Origin of the sequence: Bacillus sp. D7-8, assembly GCF_052055895.1 — a bacterium.
GTDB classification, from domain to species: Bacteria; Bacillota; Bacilli; order Bacillales; family Bacillaceae; genus Bacillus; species Bacillus velezensis.
Genome location: NZ_CP179922.1, coordinates 3,737,248 through 3,755,177 on the forward strand (window position 1 = coordinate 3,737,248; position 17,930 = coordinate 3,755,177).

Sequence of the window (17,930 nt, forward strand, 5' to 3'; positions counted from 1 at the left end):
CTCTTTTTCAGGATAACGCCAGAAGCGCTTCGTTCGGTTTGACCATTCCGCTTTTTTTCACGTCTGTAAATGAATATTGATCCGTATTCGTAATGATGACCGGCGTGATCACGTCAAAACCGGCAGCCTTTATCTCGTCGATATCAAAAGTAATCAGCAGATCTCCCGGCGCGACAGTATCGCCTTCTTTGACATGCATCTCAAAATGCCTGCCATCCAGCCGGACGGTATCAAGCCCGATATGAATGAGAACCTCGGCTCCCCGGGTGCTCGTAATGCCGATGGCGTGCTTTGTTTTAAATACGGCTGTCACCCTCCCTTCTACGGGAGAAACCGCTGCGCCCTCTTCAGGCAGAATCGCAAAACCTTTTCCCATCATTCCACCGGAAAAGACGCTGTCGTTCACTTCGCTTAATGCTTTCACTTCGCCTTTAATCGGGCTGTGAATGATTTCTCCGCCTGCCGTCACCCCTGGCGCTTCAGACGCTTTGTCCCGTTCGGACTGTACATCCTCAAACCCGATCAGCAGTGCCGCCGCAATACCGGCCGCAAATGAGACAAAAAGCCCGATCAGCGCGTAAAGAAATGTCGGCCCGATAAAGACCGGAATGCTCGGCAGACCGGCGTTTCCGCCGACAATGTAAGAAGCGACGCCCGTTACACCGTAAAAAGCTCCGCCTGCCGCGCCGCCGATTAATGCTGCCGCGAACGGTTTTTTCAATCTCATGTTAACGCCGTACATCGCGGGTTCGGTAATGCCCATCAATGCCGTAATGCCCGTCGTAAACGCCAGCGATTTGAAGGTTTTGTTTTTGGATTTTAAGAAAACCGCAAATGACGCGCCGGCCTGCCCCATATTCGCCAAAAACATCGCAGGCAGAATATAATCATGTCCGTTTTGGGCGATGTTATTGATCATGATCGGCACAAGCGCATAATGCATCCCCGTCATAATGATGAGGGAAAATGTGCCGGCAAGAAGAATCATCGCGGCAATACCCGCATGATTGAACAAATCATTGACGCCGACAGACAGGTAATTCCCGAGAATCGCGCCGAGCGGGCCGACTGTGATCAAGGTGACAGGCACGACGATCACAAGCGTAAGCATCGGAACGGCAATCAATTTCAAAGATGAAGGCGTGATTCGGTCAATTCCTTTCTCTACATAGGACATCAGCCATATCGCCAGCAAAATCGGGATGACTGTCGATGAATACGTGGCAGCGGTTACAGGAAGACCGATAAAGGAGATGCTTTTCCCTGCTCCAAGCAGGGCCGTTAAATCCGGATGCAGAATCGCACCCGCCACAGCGGCCGCCACGTACGGATTACATCTGAATTTTCTCGCCGCGCTTACCGCAAGCAAAAGCGGCAGAAAATAAAACGCACCGTCACCGACAGCCGTGAGAATGCTGTGAGTCTGGCTCTTCTCCAACAACCAGCCGAATGTCACCGCTAGCGCGACAAGCCCTTTTATCATGCCGGCTCCTGCAATGGCCGGCAGAATCGGTGTAAACACACCGGAAATCACGTCAAATACGGCACTCAGCACATTTTTCTTCTGCTTCGAAGTTTTGTTTGCGCTTTCATGACTGAGCCCGCTGCTCTCCATCAAAGCCTGATACACCTTCGGCACATCATTGCCGACAATGATCTGAAATTGCCCGCCGCTGATATTTGTCCCCATCACGCCTTCCGTCTGTTCCAGCCCGCTCCGATCTGCTTTCGCATTGTCATACAAATTAAAACGAAGCCGCGTCATGCAATGGATGACACTCTGAACATTCTCCTCCCCGCCGACAAGTTGTAATATCTCTTTTGATATTTTATGATAGTCCATGAGTATACCTCCTTAAAAATGGGGGAACCGCCGGACGAAAGGTGCCCGCCTTTCTCCGGCTTTTTTTGTTATGAAATCAGCATCACCTCCGAAAAAAGGGTATAAAAAAAAACCCAAACTGCACAGAACACGGGAGTCTCCCCCTGTCTGACGCAATTTAGGTTTTGCCTGCGATTTGCAGTAACAATCCTGGGTGAATGATATTGGGTTGATATGTATACTTTAGCACTGGATTTATTGGGTGTCAACGCTTACATTTTTAAAAATGTACTAGTCAAATATATAAAGGCATTAAAATATTGTTCCCATCTACTATATTAACTAAAAGAACCCTCATGTTAAGTTCCTCTGATAAAGTAGCTTTAAGTTAAATTGCGCCCTAATTCCTCTTCTCTACTTTAATTTCACACTTCTCTAGTTTGTCCACAACGGTTAAAATAGTACCTGCTTCCAGTTGATAAGAGCAAATACTAGATCATGCAGTCAATTCAAGCCCATTACCTCAACAGCATTTTCAATGTAAGAATATTCCATACTTCACCAAACTACCTCAGCGTTATTTTTTAAACGCTTAATAAAATAGGACTTTATTCTCTTCTTTTTTAGTATTACCTATTGGCAAGGGTAGTGATAAAATGGAATTATTGATATAAAAAAGGAGATTATGATGAGAAATCATAGAGGCTTCCATGAGGAAATCCAGCAACAACAAAAACTTTATCCAACATCACATCGCATTCAACCGGTCAGCCCTAAAGAATATGCAGAGGTGTTGACTTTACATACGGCAAAACAACTGAGCGAGACATTTCAAACACTTGTGGATCAAGATCAATATGAACAAGCGATTCAGCTGAGCGAGAAAGTTGCCTCTCAGCTTGGACAACATACGAATTTTTCATTACCACTTTCCACAGTGCTTTATAGTTTAAACGAAATGGAACTTCCTATTTCAGAGGAATTCTCTCTACATCGTCTGAAACTGCTAGGAAATCATCAAACTCATGATAACTTTTTCAAAGCATTAAAACACGAGATGTTAACGGCGGATCGGGTAGACTTTATGGTTAGTTTTACAAGGTGGTCTGGTGTTCAGCTTTTGATCCCTCCGCTTCAGGAGCTTGCTAAAAGACATGTCCCTGTACGCATCATTACATCTACCTATATGGGTATTACAGAACCGAAAGCGTTAAGACATCTTCTTCAATTTGAAAATGTTGAGTTGAAAATTGCAAATGAATATAAAAAATCTTTCCATACGAAAGCATACTTATTTGAACGCTGTTCTGGACAGCATAGTGTCATTGTAGGATCTTCAAATCTATCACAAGCTGCACTTACGACCGGGTATGAGTTAAATGTTAGACTACCTGAAACCAGATATCTCCCCGTTTATCAACAAACAAAAGATTTGTTTGACACTGTTTGGAATGAAAAGACACAGCCTGTTGACGAACAATTTTTACAAGCCTATGAGGAATTCCAAGCAGGAAGCCAAAAGGTAAGTGCTTCCTTTGCTGCTCAAAACTCTCTTTACAAAACGAAAATGTCCCCGAATGCCATGCAAAAGGAAGCGTTACGAAACCTTAAAAAAACAAGAAACGAAGGGGAGACAAAAGCAGTCATCATCGCCGCCACTGGAACCGGAAAAACATTTTTAGCAGCATTTGATTTTGAGCAATTTAAACCAAATAAATATCTTTTTCTTGCCCACCGGGAAGAGTTACTTACAAAAGCAATCGAAACATTCCAGAAAGTCACCAATAATCATGAAGATTTTGGTTTATTGACTGGAACGAAAAAAGAAAGAGATAAGCGTTTTTTATTTAGCACTGTACAAACGCTACATAAAAAAGAAACATTGGAATCCTTTTCAACAGATGAATTTGACTACATTGTGATTGATGAATTCCATCATGCAGAAGCATCTACCTATCAAGCTGTATTAAACTACTTTACACCAAAGTTTTTATTAGGTTTAACTGCAACACCAGAGCGTCTTGACGGTAAAGATGTGCTTCAGATTTGTGATCATAATGTTGTTTACGAAATCAGACTCCGCGATGCCCTAAAGGCAGAGCTACTTGCACCATTTCACTATTTTGGAATTTCAGATCATACTGTAGATTACGAAAAAGTAAAAGTGAAAAATGGACTGTACGAAGAGAAATCGCTAGTAGATCATTTAAAAACTCATAAACGAGTAGAATATATCATGAAGATGATCAACATGTATGGATTCCACGGCGAGAAAATGGTTGGCTTAGGTTTCTGTACAAACGTCGAACACGCAATATACATGAGTGATGAATTTAATAAATTGGGATTTTATACAACTTACTTAACAGGAAATGATTCTCCTGCAAAAAGACAAGAGGTCATTCGTCATTTGGAGGACCCACACCACAGTTTAGAAATTATATTTACAGTAGATATTTTCAACGAAGGAATAGATATTCCAAAGCTCAATCTACTATTGTTCCTTAGACCAACAGAATCACCAACGATTTTCATTCAGCAATTAGGACGGGGACTTAGAAAAACTGACGACAAAGAGTTTGTAACGATACTGGATTTTATCGGAAACTATCAAAAGTCATTCGTTATTCCACTCGCACTATCTGGACAAACAAGCCAAAAATCGTTTGATAAAGATTCCCTCCGAGTGGCCGTGACGCATGAGTTTTCAGATTTACCTGGAGGATCTTATGTTGACCTTTCAGCCGTAACGAAGAAAGAAATTTTAAATAAGATCGATCATATTAAACTAAATTCAGATGCCATGCTGAAAACGTTATATAAGCAATTTAAACAAGAGCTCGGACGCTCTCCAGAATTAATTGATTTTCTATACTCTGAACAGGCACCTGGGCTTACCTTTTTTATAAAGAAATACAAATCGTGGGTACAGACCAAAAAGAAAATGGACGATTTGAATGTTACAGATGAAGGAATTCTCAACAACCCCTTGGTTGTAGGGATAGTAGCAAAATTAGAACAGCAATTACCTATTAAATGGCCTTATGAATGGTTAATTTTACAGAGCGGTTTTCACAAAAATATCATCACAATAGAAGATGTAAAAGAATCGTTAGAAAAACAGTTTCATATTCAAATCACAACAGATACACATGATGACCTCATTCAGCGAGCAATGGAGCGTTTAACGAAATCAGATCAAAAACAGAATTGGCGCTTTGGTACATTACAAGGTGATACATTCAAGTTAGATACAGAAGTGAGCGAGATATTAAACGATCCATTATTCGGACCGTATATTAAGGAGCGCGTCCACTATGGACTGATTGAATTTAGACGTATGAACAATATAGAAGCCCTTGCTTCAAAAGAGATTAAGCTTACAATGTATCAAACCTATACAAGAAATGAGCTCATTTATCTTTTTCAGTCAACTGATCAGGAAGGGACTTGGCGAGAGGGTGTACGTAGAGTTAAAAATCACTATTTAATCTTTATCAATTTGAATAAGTCAGAAAAAGTAGAAGATCATTTGCTATATAAAGATTATTTTATTGATCCTAGCCATTTTCACTGGCAAAGTCAAAACCAAACCTCACATACATCAAGCGTAGGGCAAAACTTTATTCACCATAAGGAAAAAGGATACCATATTCATTTATTTGTGAGGAAATTCACTGAAATGCACAACATCACTTTACCATTTATTTATGTAGGAGAAGCGGATTACGTATCAAGTCACGGAGACAAGCCAATGAATGTCAAATGGAAGCTCCATCAGCCTGTCCCAGAAAACCTGTATGTGGATTTAACGAATTAAAACAGATACGGTCGGAAGATCAGCGGGTGCCCACTCTAGTGATTCTAGCTCACGAATAGGCACCCATCTGAATTCCGCATGCTCTTTTGCTACCGGCTTCCCTGATACAATCTTCGCTTTTATTGAAATTAAATTGACGATGACCTTCTCATATTCATGATGAATATCGGCTATCACATCGCCCGCAACAATTTTACAATCAAGTTCCTCTTCAATTTCTCTTACAAGTGCTTCTCGTGCATTCTCCCCTTCTTCAAGCTTTCCACCAGGAAACTCCCACAGATTAGGCAGAGACATTGTTGGAGAACGTAGAGCACATAGAATTTCATTGTTTTCATTTTGTATGACTGCGGCGGCTACTTTTATTGTTTTTTTCAAAATTAAACTTCCTTTCGTCTTTTCTTAGGTATGTATTCAAATTTTTCAATTTTATACTGTTCACTGTAAACGATAGAGGTTGAATCCATCATAATTCAAATGGTTTATTAAAAGCAATAGAAGGTCATTCTCCTAATTAGCAAGAAAAAAGCACCCTCCAAAATGGAGTAGGTGCTAATTCACTTCACTCCCCAAACAGCCTCCCCATCACCGCTCAGCACACTAAACGTCACAACTTCTTTCTCTCTCGCTGAGTCCCATTCTTTCAGGAAGACGCCGTCATAGTTTGTGCCGTTCAGGTTAATTCGGGCTTTGCTGCTGTCCGTTTTTGTCCAGGTTCCGGTCATTTCCCCGGAAATGGTGCCGTCGTTGTTAAGCTGGATGTTTTTTGGGTTTTTGATCGTAGCTGTGATGTCTTTTCCGTGCTGGATGAGTTTGTAGGCTCCGGATGCGGCGGCCGCCGGAATGTGTGTATCCGGTTCTCCCGCATAGCGGTATGGCGCTGCAACGGGCCATCCGTCTTTGTTCATGTACAGCTGATGCACTCTGACTTCGTGCTCTTCGCCTCTGTTCGGGAAACGGGTGTGGAAAATGAGGTATGATCGTTTCGTTTTCCCGTCGTAAAACACGGAGTTGTGTCCCGGCGATACGTAGCCCGTGCCTTTTTCAGATTGTGAGGCGAAGCTGTAGCCGCCCATGAGTTTGACCCCGTACGGTTCAATTGCTTTGTCGTCAAAGAAACTGCCGTCTTTTCCTTTGGCATCAAGCATGTTATGGCCTGCGGCGTCATAGTACGGACCGTCCGGATTTTTAGAGCGCGCCACACGCATATGATAACCGCCGGCTGCGTCAAGTCCGCCGAATGACAGATACAGATAGTAATATTTCGTTTCCGGATTGTAGCTGATGTACGGGCCTTCGATTCTGCTGTGATTTCCGCCGAGCAGTTTTTTTCCGTAGCCTTGGTTCGGGAGCGGGAAACCGGTTTTCGGATTCATTTCCAGTATGAAAATCCCGCCGGAGTAAGAGCCGTACACCATCCAGAGCTTGCCTTTGTGGTCAAAAAACGTTTGCGGATCTACGACGTTCGGGTGAACGTTTGCATTATACGTCGTGCCGTCTTCGCTTTTTCCTTCCATGCCCGATTTCAAAAAGATACCTTTGTTTTTGTAGGGTCCTTCGATTTTGTCACTCACGGCGACACCGAGAGCGGATCGCGGCGAGTCTCCTTTACAGGCGTTATAGTACATGTAATATTTCCCGTCAGACAGCTGGGCGACGTCCGGCGCCCACAGCGTATCAGACTGGGCCCAGTCGAATGTCTCTTTTAATTCGGTGTAGACGTTCGGGATCAGGGGATTATTGGGATTGACGCTTGAAGACATCTGCTGCCACTGCATCAGGTTTTTCGACTTGGCGGAAGCCAAATGCGAGCCGAATACATAATATGTATCGCCTGTTTTGATGACGGACGGATCATGCACGCTGACCTCTGAAAAAACCGGATGCTGGGCTTTTGCCTGCGGCAGAGTGAACCCGATGACCGCTGCTGAGACCAGGCACACACGAAAGAAACTGGTTTTCATTTTCTGAAATCTCCTCGCTCTCTTCTTTTCTTAAAACGCTTTCAAGACAACGCTCCATTTTATGATGCGGATGGCGGAAATATGTGATCAACAGCGCCGGCTTCGCGATGTACCGCTTTACTTCGATAACAATCTGATTTGTGAAAGACTGGAAAAAAAGTTTTGACTTCTGATTCGCAAACACTTAATATAAAAAACAGTTACTAGTTATCAGAATATTTAAGAATTGAGTGAAGCATATATGACCTTACACAAAGACCGCCGCATCGGGCGACTGTCCGTCCTTCTTCTGCTTCATGAGACTGAAGAAAACCAGCAGATCAGCCGGCTGGAACGGGACGGCTGGAAAGTCTGTCTCGGCAGGGTGGGTTCAATGGATGCGCATAAGGTGGTAGCCGCAATTGAAACCGCTTCCAAAAAGAGCGGCGTCATTCAATCTGAGGGTTATCGCGAATCACATGCGCTGTATCATGCCACAATGGAAGCTTTGCACGGAGTGACGCGGGGCGAAATGCTGCTTGGCTCGCTGCTTCGTACCGTGGGCCTGAAGTTTGCCGTCTTGCGGGGAAATCCGTATGAAAGCGAGGCGGAAGGCGATTGGATCGCCGTTTCACTTTACGGCACGATCGGAGCTCCGATTAAGGGGCTTGAGCACGAAACATTCGGAGTCGGAATTAATCACATATGAATCAGCCCATAGATTTCAGATGATAGGGGGCTATGCGTGAAATATCATTTTCATGGCATAGCTCCTTTTTGTATGGGCGCTTTACCAAAGTAAAGGAAAAGGGGTTGAAATGATGGTGACGTTAGACGGTTCCTCACTGACAACCGCAGATGCCCAGCGTGTGCTGTTTGATTTTGAAGAGGTTCAAGCATCTGCCGAAAGCATGGAACGTGTGAAAAAAAGCAGGGCGGCGGTTGAACGGATCGTTCAGGAAGAGAAGACCATTTACGGGATTACGACGGGATTCGGCAAGTTCAGCGATGTGCTGATTCAAAAAGAAGACGCCGCGGATCTGCAGCTGAATCTGATTCTTTCTCACGCGTGCGGCGTCGGTGATCCGTTTCCGGAATCTGTATCGCGGGCCATGCTGCTTTTGCGAGCCAATGCCCTGCTGAAAGGCTTTTCCGGCGTGCGGACTGAGCTGATTGATCAACTGCTCGCGTACCTCAATCATCGCATTCACCCGGTCATCCCGCAGCAAGGGTCACTGGGGGCGAGCGGGGATTTGGCGCCGCTTTCTCATCTCGCACTGGCGCTTATCGGTCAAGGCGAAGTCTTTTACGAAGGGGCCCGGATGCCGACAGCTCATGCTTTAGAACAGACAAACCTTCAGCCGGCCGTCCTGACCTCTAAGGAAGGGCTCGCGCTGATCAACGGAACGCAGGCCATGACCGCGATGGGGCTGATCGCTTACCTAGAAGCCGAAAAACTGGCCTATCAGTCGGAACGGATCGCGAGCTTAACGATCGAAGGCCTTCAGGGTATTATCGATGCGTTTGACGAGGACATTCATGCCGCCCGCGGTTATCAGGAACAGATGGATGTCGCAGAGCGAATCCGCTATTACTTGTCAGACAGCAAGCTGACGACCGTCCAAGGGGAGCTGCGTGTCCAGGACGCCTATTCGATCCGCTGTATTCCTCAAGTCCACGGCGCATCATGGCAGACATTAGCGTATGTAAAAGAAAAATTAGAAATTGAGATGAATGCCGCGACAGATAACCCGCTCATTTTTGAAGACGGCGCCAAAATCATCTCAGGCGGAAACTTTCACGGACAGCCGATCGCCTTTGCCATGGATTTTCTCAAAGTGGCGGCGGCCGAGCTTGCGAATATTTCTGAACGCCGGATCGAACGGCTTGTGAATCCGCAGCTGAATGACCTGCCGCCCTTTCTGAGCCCTCAGCCCGGCTTACAATCCGGAGCGATGATCATGCAATATGCGGCGGCCTCCCTCGTGTCAGAAAATAAAACCCTGGCCCATCCCGCCAGTGTCGATTCCATTCCTTCATCGGCAAACCAGGAGGATCACGTCAGCATGGGAACCATCGCCTCAAGGCACGCCTACCAGATCATTGCGAATACGAGACGGGTGCTTGCCGTTGAAGCTATTTGCGCGCTGCAGGCCGTGGAGTACCGGGGTGAGGAACATTGCGCCTCGTACACAAAACAGCTCTATCACGAAATGAGAAACATCGTGCCGTCCATACAAGAAGACCGCGTGTTTTCTTATGACATCGAGCATCTGAGTGACTGGCTGAAGAAGGAGTCTTTTCTGCCGAATGAGCATCACCAAAAACTGATGACCAATGAAGGGGGACTTACAAGATGACTGATGTAAAGAAATCAATCCGCGCCGGCCGCGGCACCGAACTTGAATGCTTAGGATGGGAGCAGGAAGCCGTGCTCCGCATGCTCCGAAACAACCTTGACCCGGAGGTTGCCGAAAAGCCGGAGGATCTGATCGTATACGGCGGCATAGGCAAGGCCGCACGAAACTGGGATGCTTTTCACGCGATTGAGCGTTCCCTCAAAATGTTAAAAGATGATGAAACACTGCTGATCCAATCCGGAAAACCGGTCGGATTGTTCCGCACGCACAGCCGCGCGCCCCGCGTCCTGCTGGCCAATTCGGTTCTCGTGCCGAAATGGGCGGATTGGGAGCATTTCCATGACCTTGAGAAAAAAGGGCTGATGATGTACGGGCAGATGACGGCCGGCAGCTGGATTTATATCGGCTCACAAGGTATTTTGCAAGGCACCTATGAAACCTTTGCGGAGCTTGCGAGACAGCATTTCGGCGGCAGTCTGAAAGGAACCCTTACGCTGACGGCCGGACTTGGCGGAATGGGAGGCGCCCAGCCGCTGTCCGTCACGATGAATGATGGCGTCGTCATCGCCGTTGAAGCGGATGAAACACGGATTGATAAACGCATTGAAACAAACTATTGCGACCGTAAAACCGCATCAATTGACGAAGCGCTGCGCTGGGCCGAAGCAGCCAGACAAGCCGGAGAGCCTTTATCGATCGGCCTTCTCGGTAATGCGGCTGAGGTGCATCATGAGCTTTTGAACCGCGGCGTCCATATTGACATCGTGACCGATCAGACTTCCGCTCACGACCCGCTGATCGGCTATATTCCGGCAGGATACTCACTTGAAGAGGCCGACCGCCTGCGCCGGGATCAGCCTGAATTATACGTAAGGCTTTCCAAGCAGAGTATGAAAAAGCATGTGGAAGCCATGCTCGCCTTCAAGAAAAAAGGTGCCGTCGTCTTTGATTACGGCAACAATATCCGCCAGGCTGCCAAAGATGAGGGTCTCGCCGATGCTTTTGATTTTCCGGGATTCGTTCCCGCCTACATCCGGCCTTTATTTTGTGAAGGAAAAGGGCCGTTCCGCTGGGCCGCGCTGTCGGGTGACCCTGAAGATATATACCGCACGGACGCTTTATTAAAAGAGCTGTTTCCAGAAAATCAAGCCCTTCACCGCTGGATTGACATGGCACAGAAAAAAGTCACATTCCAAGGCCTGCCGTCCCGTATTTGCTGGCTCGGCTACGGTGAACGGGAAAAGATGGGGCTCGCCATCAATGAATTGGTCAGAAACGGCGAGCTGAAAGCCCCGATCGTCATCGGAAGAGACCATTTAGACTGCGGATCTGTCGCCTCCCCGAATCGGGAAACAGAAGCGATGAAAGACGGCAGCGACGCGGTCGGCGATTGGGCGGTGCTGAACGCGCTGATCAACACGGCCTCAGGCGCAAGCTGGGTTTCTTTTCACCACGGCGGGGGCGTCGGCATGGGGTATTCCCTTCACGCGGGAATGGTCGCGGTCGCTGACGGCAGCATCCTTGCGGAACAGCGGCTTTCCCGCGTTCTGACAAGCGATCCGGGAATGGGCATCATCCGCCATGCGGACGCAGGTTATGAAAAAGCGGCTCAAGTCGCCGAGGAACAAGACATTATGATACCGATGAAAAAGGAGCGGTAACATGCCGAAACAAATAGATACCATACTCACCAACATCGGCCAGCTGCTGACGATGGAATCCGGCGGCCCCCGATCAGGCGGAAGCATGCAGGATCTTCGTGTCACGGAAGATGCCGTCATCGGCATTTCCGACGGGCGCATTGTTTTTGCCGGACATCAAGGAGCGGAGGAAGGATACGAGGCAAGAGACATCATCGACTGCGGGGGACGGCTCGTCACCCCCGGCCTCGTCGATCCCCATACCCATCTTGTATTCGGAGGGTCCCGGGAAAAAGAACTGAATTTAAAAATTCAGGGCATGTCCTATTTGGATATTCTGGCGCAAGGCGGCGGTATTTTGTCAACGGTCAAAGACACGAAAGCCGCTTCCGAAGAAGAACTGATTGAAAAAGGGCTTTTTCACCTCGGACGCATGCTGTCATACGGCATCACGACGGCAGAAGTAAAAAGCGGGTACGGACTCGACAAAGACACGGAGCTGAAACAGCTGACCGCGGCGAAAAAACTGGGCGAACGCCAGCCGGTTGACCTTGTCACAACTTTTATGGGGGCACACGCCATTCCGCCTGAGTACCGGAACAGCCCTGACGAATTTCTGAATCGCATGCTGCAGCTTTTGCCTGAAATAAAAGAAAAAGGCCTCGCGCAATTTGCCGATATTTTCACAGAAACAGGCGTCTTTACCGTCAGCCAGTCACGGAACTACCTGAAAAAGGCGTCTGAAGCCGGTTTCGGCCTGAAAATTCATGCTGATGAGATTGACCCGCTCGGCGGCGCGGAATTGGCGGCAGAGCTGCATGCTGTTTCTGCCGATCATTTGGTGGGGGCGTCTGACGAAGGCATCGAAAAGCTAGCGGCGTCCGGAACGATCGCCGTCCTGCTGCCGGGCACAACTTTCTATCTCGGCAAACACACTTATGCGAGAGCCCGGGAGATGATTGATGCGGGCGTACGGGTCAGTTTGGCGACTGACTTCAACCCGGGCAGCTCACCGACGGAAAATCTCCAGCTCATTATGTCGATTGCCGCGCTTCATTTAAAAATGACCGCAGAAGAAATCTGGCACGCCGTCACCGTTAATGCCGCGTATGCGATCGGAAAAGGCGAAGAGGCCGGACAAATTAAAGCCGGACGGGCGGCTGACATTGTCATTTGGGAAGCGCCGAATTACATGTATATCCCGTATCATTACGGCGTCAATCATGTCCGCCGTGTCATCAAGAACGGAAAGACGGTTGTCTCAAGGGAGGGAGCCGCTCTTGGATAAGTATCCGTTTCTGCAAAAAGCCGGCTCCCTCTTCAACGACCGCCATGTGACAAGGATCGGCGATGTGACGGAAGCGTGGGCGGGACAAACGATCAAAGGGCCGGCTTTGATCGGCGTTCCGCTTTCTAAGTCGTCAATCAGCCATTCCGGCGCCTGCTTTGCACCCGGTGCGATCCGCCGGGCGCTCGGCGGGATTTCCGCTTATTCCGCGGAGCTGCGGGAGCATGTCATTGACCATCTGTACGATATCGGCGATATTCAGATTCACGTCACGGATGTCGTCACATCTCACGAACACATTTATCGGACCATTCATGACATTCTGACGGACCAGCCTGACTGGGTGCCCGTCATTCTCGGCGGCGACAACTCCATCAGTTATTCCACCATCAAAGCCATTGCGGAAACGAAAGGAACAACGGCCGTGTTTCAATTCGATGCCCACCACGATGTCCGCAACACAGAAGACGGAGGACCGACAAACGGCACGCCATTCCGCCGGTTGTTAGATGAAAATATCATAAGCGGACAAAACCTGATTCAGCTTGGAATCAGGGAGTTCAGCAACAGCTTGGCATATGAACAATACGTAAAAGAGCGGCAGGCAGACGTGCATACAATGGAGATGATCCGGGAGAAAGGGCTCCTCCGAACGATACAAGAGGTCTTGCCGGCCGTTCGAAAAAGAGCCGACGCCATCTTTATTTCGGTTGATATGGATGTGCTGGATCAAGCCCATGCGCCCGGCTGCCCCGCGATCGGCCCCGGAGGCCTGTATACCGAAGAACTGCTTCAGGCGGTCCGGTTTTTAGCCAGTGAGGCTGACATCTCGGGTATTGAGATCGTTGAGGTTGATCCGACACTTGATTTTCGCGATATGACAAGCCGGGCAGCCGCACACGTCATTTTACATGCATTAAAGGGATTTAGATTGTCACGTTAAAGTCAAATCCGGCACGCGTGCTCTCGGCTGCCGGAAGATTCTCACGCCACGCAAAAAGGGGGAGATCACGATGGATGTTGATCAAGGCGGCAATCAACTAAAGCGCACGATGAAAAGCAGGCACTTATTTATGATTTCATTGGGAGGAGTCATCGGCACGGGGCTGTTTTTGAGCACAGGGTATACATTGAGCCAGGCCGGGCCGGGCGGGACGATCGCCGCTTACCTGATCGGCGGCTTGATGATGTATCTTGTCATGCAGTGTCTCGGAGAATTGTCAGTAGCCATGCCTGTGACCGGTTCATTTCAAACGTATGCGACAACGTTTATCGGGCCGTCCACGGGTTTTATGGTCGGTATCATGTATTGGGTGAATTGGGTGGTGACGGTAGGATCGGAGTTTACAGCTTCCGGTATCCTCATGCAGCGCTGGTTTCCCCACAGCAGCGTCTGGATGTGGAGCGCGATTTTCGCGGCTCTCCTTTTTGCCGCCAATGCATTCTCCGTTAAATTGTTTGCAGAAACAGAGTTTTGGTTTTCCAGCGTCAAAATCGTTACCATCCTTTTATTTATCATCTTAGGCGGCGCCGCGATGTTCGGTTTGATTTCATTGCACGGTTCGGGTGAAGCTCCGATGCTGTCGAATTTCACCTCGCACGGCGGACTGTTTCCGAACGGCTTTCTTGCGGTTTTCATTGCAATGATTTCCGTAAGCTTTGCCTTTTCAGGGACGGAGCTGATCGGAATTACAGCGGGTGAAACCGCCAATCCGGCAAAAGATATTCCGCGTTCGATCCGGAATGTCGCCTGGAGAACGGTTATCTTTTTTATCGGCGCCATTTTTGTGCTGTCCGGACTGATCTCCTGGAAGGAAGCCGGTGTGATTGAAAGTCCGTTTGTCGCGGTCTTTTCCCAAATCGGTATCCCATACGCCGCCGATATCATGAATTTCGTGATTTTAACGGCTTTGCTTTCGGTCGCCAACTCCGGACTGTATGCTTCCACCCGGATGCTGTGGTCTCTTGCGAATGAAAACATGATCAGCGCCCGGTTCAAAAAAGTCACGCCGAAAGGCATTCCGCTGAATGCTCTGCTCGCCAGCATGGCCGTTTCCTGCATATCCTTGATCTCAAGCATCGCCGCCCCGGGCACGGTCTACGTGGTGCTTGTGGCAATAGCCGGATTTGCCGGCGTCGTGGTGTGGATGAGCATCGCCCTGTCTCAGCTGTTATTTCGAAAACATTATGTGAAAAACGGCGGACGCGTCTCGGATCTGACCTTCCGCACACCGTTATACCCTCTCGTTCCGATCGCCGCTGTGATCTTATGTTTCGCTTCATGCGTAGGCCTTGCATTTGATCCCAATCAAAGAATCGCCCTCTTCTGCGGAATTCCTTGTATGATCCTGTGCTATCTCATTCGTTTTTTGAGAAAGAAACAGCCGAAACAATCCGTCCGTGACATTCATTTGGATAAAACCATGCCATAAAAAAAGGCACATACTGATGAGGTATGTGCCTTTCTTGTCTTATTCCGTAATCAGCGTATGAATCAGTTTCGGCGCTTCCGCTTTTTCTGAGATGCGGATGTTGTCATAGACTTTGGCGGTCACGTCTTCAACGTTTTCGCGGTTGGCGTAAAGGGTGACGAGCGGCTCGCCTTTTTCGACGTTGTCACCGACTTTTTTGCGAAGCATAATGCCGACGGCAAGATCGATTTCGTCCTCTTTTGTCGCACGTCCCGCGCCTAACAGCATCGCTGCGACGCCGATTTCGTCGGCGACGATTTCTGAAACGACACCCGCTTCTTTCGCCGGAACGTCAATTTTGTACGCCGCCTGCGGAAGTTTGGACGGATCGTCAACGACGGAAGCGTCTCCTCCCTGATTGCTCAGAAACTCTTTGAACTTTTCAAGCGCTTTGCCGTTTTTCATGACTTCCTGCAGCTTCATTCTCGCTTCTTCCAATGTCTCAGCTTTTTTCGCCAATACGACCATTTGGCTGCCGAGCGTGAGGACGAGTTCGTTTAAGTCTTCAGGCCCTTCCCCTCTTAATGTATCAATGGCTTCTTGTACTTCCAGGGCATTCCCGATCGCAAAACCGAGCGGCTGCGACATATCAGAAATCACGGCCATCGTCTGGCGGCCGACGTTGTTTCCGATGCGCACCATTGCTTTGGCGAGGTTCACGGCGTCTTCATCCGTTTTCATAAACGCGCCGGCTCCCGTTTTGACGTCAAGCACGATGGCATCTGCTCCGGCGGCGATTTTTTTACTCATAATTGAGCTTGCGATCAGCGGGATGGAGTTCACCGTACCCGTTACATCACGCAGCGCATACAGCTTTTTATCGGCAGGCGTCAAATTGCCGCTTTGTCCGATGACGGCTACTTTGTCGCGGTTCACAAGCTTGATGAATTCATCTTTTGATAATTCCACGTGAAAGCCTTCGATCGCTTCCAGCTTATCAATGGTTCCCCCCGTATGGCCGAGACCGCGGCCGGACATTTTAGCAACGGGAACCCCGAGCGCCGCGACGAGCGGTGCGAGTACGAGAGTTGTCGTGTCGCCGACCCCGCCCGTAGAGTGCTTGTCGACTTTAATGCCTTCAATGGCGGAGAGATCAATCGTTTCCCCTGAATTCACCATCGCCATTGTCAGATCGGCGCGCTCCTGATCTGTCATATCCTGAAAGTAAATCGCCATAGCCAGTGCGCTTGCCTGATAATCAGGGATGCTTCCGTCCGTGTATCCTTTTACGAAAAATTGAATTTCTTCTGTTGTCAGTTCTTTTCCATTTTGTTTTTTTACAATAAGATCTACCATTCTCATGACCTATCACCTGTCCTTCATTTATGTTCAGTGAATCAATCCGACGATCGCCGCTGTCAGGAAGCTGACGAGCGTTGCGCCGTACAGCAGCTTCAGCCCGAACCGCGCGACGACGTTTCCTTGTTTTTCATGCAGCCCTTTCACCGCACCGGTAATGATTCCGATAGAGGAGAAATTCGCGAATGAGACAAGGAATACAGATACCACTGCCTGTGTATGCGCACTGAAATGGAAATCGCCGGATGAGAGTGTCTGCATCGCCACAAATTCATTCGATACCATTTTCGTCGCCATAATGCTTCCGGCGCTCACCGCTTCATTCCACGGAATACCGGTTAAAAACGCAAACGGCGCGAAGACATATCCGAGCAGCGCCTGGAATGTAATGCCGAAGACCGCGTTGAAAACGCCGTTGACCAGAGCAATGAGTGCGACAAATCCGATCAGCATCGCCGCTACGACGACGGCGACTCTGAATCCATCCATTATATACTCACCGAGCACTTCAAAAAAGGATTGCTTTTCTTCTTCAGGAACGACGATCAAATCCTCTTCTTTGCTGACGGTGTACGGGTTGATGATAGAAGCGATGATAAATCCGCCGAATAAGTTCAGCACAAGCGCCGTCACGACGTATTCAGGCTTCAGCATCATCATGTAAGAACCGACGATCGACATTGAAACCGTCGACATTGCGGATGCGCAAAGCGTATATAAGCGCTGTTCAGTAAGATAACCGAGCTGTTTTTTCAAACTGATAAAGACTTCTGATTGCCCTAAAATCGCGGATGCGACAGCGTTGTAAGATTCGATTTTCCCCATTCCGTTCACCTTGCTTAACGCAAGACCGATATACTTCGTGATGAAGGGGAGGACCTTCCAATGCTGCAGAATTCCGATTAAAGCGGATATAAAGACGATCGGCAGAAGCACGCTCATGAAGAACGTCGTCTGTTTCGCGTTCACAAGCCCGCCGAATACAAAGTTAATCCCTTCTGATGCATATTCCAGCAAGTAGTTAAATCCTTTTGCAAAACCGCCGACAAGAAAATTCCCGATACCGGTGTTGAGGAGAATATAACCGAGAATCAGCTGCAGCACGAGCATGACGGCGATCGGCCGGATTCTGATTCTTTTTTTGCCGTTGCTGGCAAGCCAGGCAAGACCTAAAAACACAATGATTCCGATAATTCCGATGAGATACTTCATATGTGTTCTCCTTTTATTTGTATTCGCTTACAATTTTTTATGCATCAACAAAGAAAGAGGATGGCGGAAGCTTTC

General features: G+C 48.2%; 12 protein-coding genes. 7 read left to right on the forward strand and 5 right to left on the reverse strand.

The features are described from left to right. Positions 1-7: 7 nt before the first annotated feature. Positions 8-1,843, reverse strand: a complete 1,836-nt coding sequence (locus ACKTRM_RS18505) for a beta-glucoside-specific PTS transporter subunit IIABC (RefSeq protein ID WP_012118814.1) — start codon at positions 1,841-1,843, stop codon at positions 8-10. Between the two features lie 667 nt (positions 1,844-2,510). Between ACKTRM_RS18505 and ACKTRM_RS18510 the strand changes: the two genes are divergently transcribed. After that, positions 2,511-5,642: a DUF3427 domain-containing protein gene (locus tag ACKTRM_RS18510; protein ID WP_012118815.1), complete on the forward strand. Its 3,132-nt coding sequence runs from the start codon at positions 2,511-2,513 to the stop codon at positions 5,640-5,642. On the opposite strand, the gene ACKTRM_RS18515 is transcribed toward ACKTRM_RS18510, so the two are convergent. Together ACKTRM_RS18515 and ACKTRM_RS18520 are read right to left on the reverse strand one after the other, a co-directional pair. Next, positions 5,631-6,020, reverse strand: a complete 390-nt coding sequence (locus ACKTRM_RS18515) for a (deoxy)nucleoside triphosphate pyrophosphohydrolase (protein ID WP_012118816.1) — start codon at positions 6,018-6,020, stop codon at positions 5,631-5,633. The two genes, ACKTRM_RS18510 and ACKTRM_RS18515, sit on opposite strands and share 12 nt — an antisense overlap. Before the next feature lie 179 nt (positions 6,021-6,199). Next, a complete protein-coding gene (locus tag ACKTRM_RS18520; RefSeq protein WP_012118817.1) occupies positions 6,200-7,606 on the reverse strand; it encodes a glycoside hydrolase family 43 protein in 1,407 nt (468 codons plus the stop codon). A gap of 241 nt (positions 7,607-7,847) precedes the next feature. Here ACKTRM_RS18520 and hutP point away from each other — a divergent pair, with 241 nt between their 5' ends. From hutP to ACKTRM_RS18550, 6 genes are all read left to right on the forward strand, one after another. After that, positions 7,848-8,294 (forward strand): hut operon transcriptional regulator HutP, encoded by a 447-nt coding sequence (gene hutP, locus ACKTRM_RS18525; protein WP_004393292.1) that lies wholly within the window; start codon positions 7,848-7,850, stop codon positions 8,292-8,294. Positions 8,295-8,406: 112 nt separating this feature from the next. Then, positions 8,407-9,945 (forward strand): histidine ammonia-lyase, encoded by a 1,539-nt coding sequence (gene hutH, locus ACKTRM_RS18530; RefSeq protein WP_041482230.1) that lies wholly within the window; start codon positions 8,407-8,409, stop codon positions 9,943-9,945. Further along, positions 9,942-11,606: a urocanate hydratase gene (gene hutU, locus ACKTRM_RS18535; protein WP_012118819.1), complete on the forward strand. Its 1,665-nt coding sequence runs from the start codon at positions 9,942-9,944 to the stop codon at positions 11,604-11,606. Before hutH ends, hutU begins: the two co-directional genes overlap by 4 nt. Before the next feature lies 1 nt (position 11,607). Further along, entirely contained in the window at positions 11,608-12,873 is a 1,266-nt protein-coding gene (hutI, locus tag ACKTRM_RS18540) for an imidazolonepropionase (protein WP_012118820.1), read from the forward strand. Beyond that, positions 12,866-13,816, forward strand: a complete 951-nt coding sequence (hutG, locus tag ACKTRM_RS18545; protein WP_012118821.1) for a formimidoylglutamase — start codon at positions 12,866-12,868, stop codon at positions 13,814-13,816. Before hutI ends, hutG begins: the two co-directional genes overlap by 8 nt. Positions 13,817-13,886: 70 nt before the next feature. Then, on the forward strand, positions 13,887-15,305 hold the full coding sequence (locus ACKTRM_RS18550) for an amino acid permease (protein ID WP_007407815.1): 1,419 nt from the start codon (positions 13,887-13,889) through the stop codon (positions 15,303-15,305). A gap of 39 nt (positions 15,306-15,344) precedes the next feature. Here the strand turns inward: ACKTRM_RS18550 and ACKTRM_RS18555 are convergent, their stop codons facing one another. Next, positions 15,345-16,646, reverse strand: coding sequence for a pyrimidine-nucleoside phosphorylase (locus ACKTRM_RS18555; RefSeq protein WP_012118822.1), 1,302 nt, complete (start codon positions 16,644-16,646; stop codon positions 15,345-15,347). Positions 16,647-16,673: 27 nt separating this feature from the next. Beyond that, complete coding sequence (locus ACKTRM_RS18560; protein ID WP_004393280.1) at positions 16,674-17,855, reverse strand: NupC/NupG family nucleoside CNT transporter; 1,182 nt, start codon at positions 17,853-17,855, stop codon at positions 16,674-16,676. Positions 17,856-17,930: the final 75 nt, after the last annotated feature.

Bases quoted from the DNA above. Each gene is read 5' to 3' on its own strand.
- ACKTRM_RS18505 (WP_012118814.1), bottom strand. From the start codon at position 1,843: ATGGACTATCATAAAATATCAAAAGAGATATTACAACTTGTCGGCGGG.
- ACKTRM_RS18510 (WP_012118815.1), top strand. From the start codon at position 2,511: ATGAGAAATCATAGAGGCTTCCATGAGGAAATCCAGCAACAACAAAAA.
- ACKTRM_RS18520 (WP_012118817.1), bottom strand. From the start codon at position 7,606: ATGAAAACCAGTTTCTTTCGTGTGTGCCTGGTCTCAGCAGCGGTCATC.
- hutP (WP_004393292.1), top strand. From the start codon at position 7,848: ATGACCTTACACAAAGACCGCCGCATCGGGCGACTGTCCGTCCTTCTT.
- hutH (WP_041482230.1), top strand. From the start codon at position 8,407: ATGGTGACGTTAGACGGTTCCTCACTGACAACCGCAGATGCCCAGCGT.
- hutU (WP_012118819.1), top strand. From the start codon at position 9,942: ATGACTGATGTAAAGAAATCAATCCGCGCCGGCCGCGGCACCGAACTT.
- hutI (WP_012118820.1), top strand. From the start codon at position 11,608: ATGCCGAAACAAATAGATACCATACTCACCAACATCGGCCAGCTGCTG.
- ACKTRM_RS18550 (WP_007407815.1), top strand. From the start codon at position 13,887: ATGGATGTTGATCAAGGCGGCAATCAACTAAAGCGCACGATGAAAAGC.
- ACKTRM_RS18555 (WP_012118822.1), bottom strand. From the start codon at position 16,646: ATGAGAATGGTAGATCTTATTGTAAAAAAACAAAATGGAAAAGAACTG.
- ACKTRM_RS18560 (WP_004393280.1), bottom strand. From the start codon at position 17,855: ATGAAGTATCTCATCGGAATTATCGGAATCATTGTGTTTTTAGGTCTT.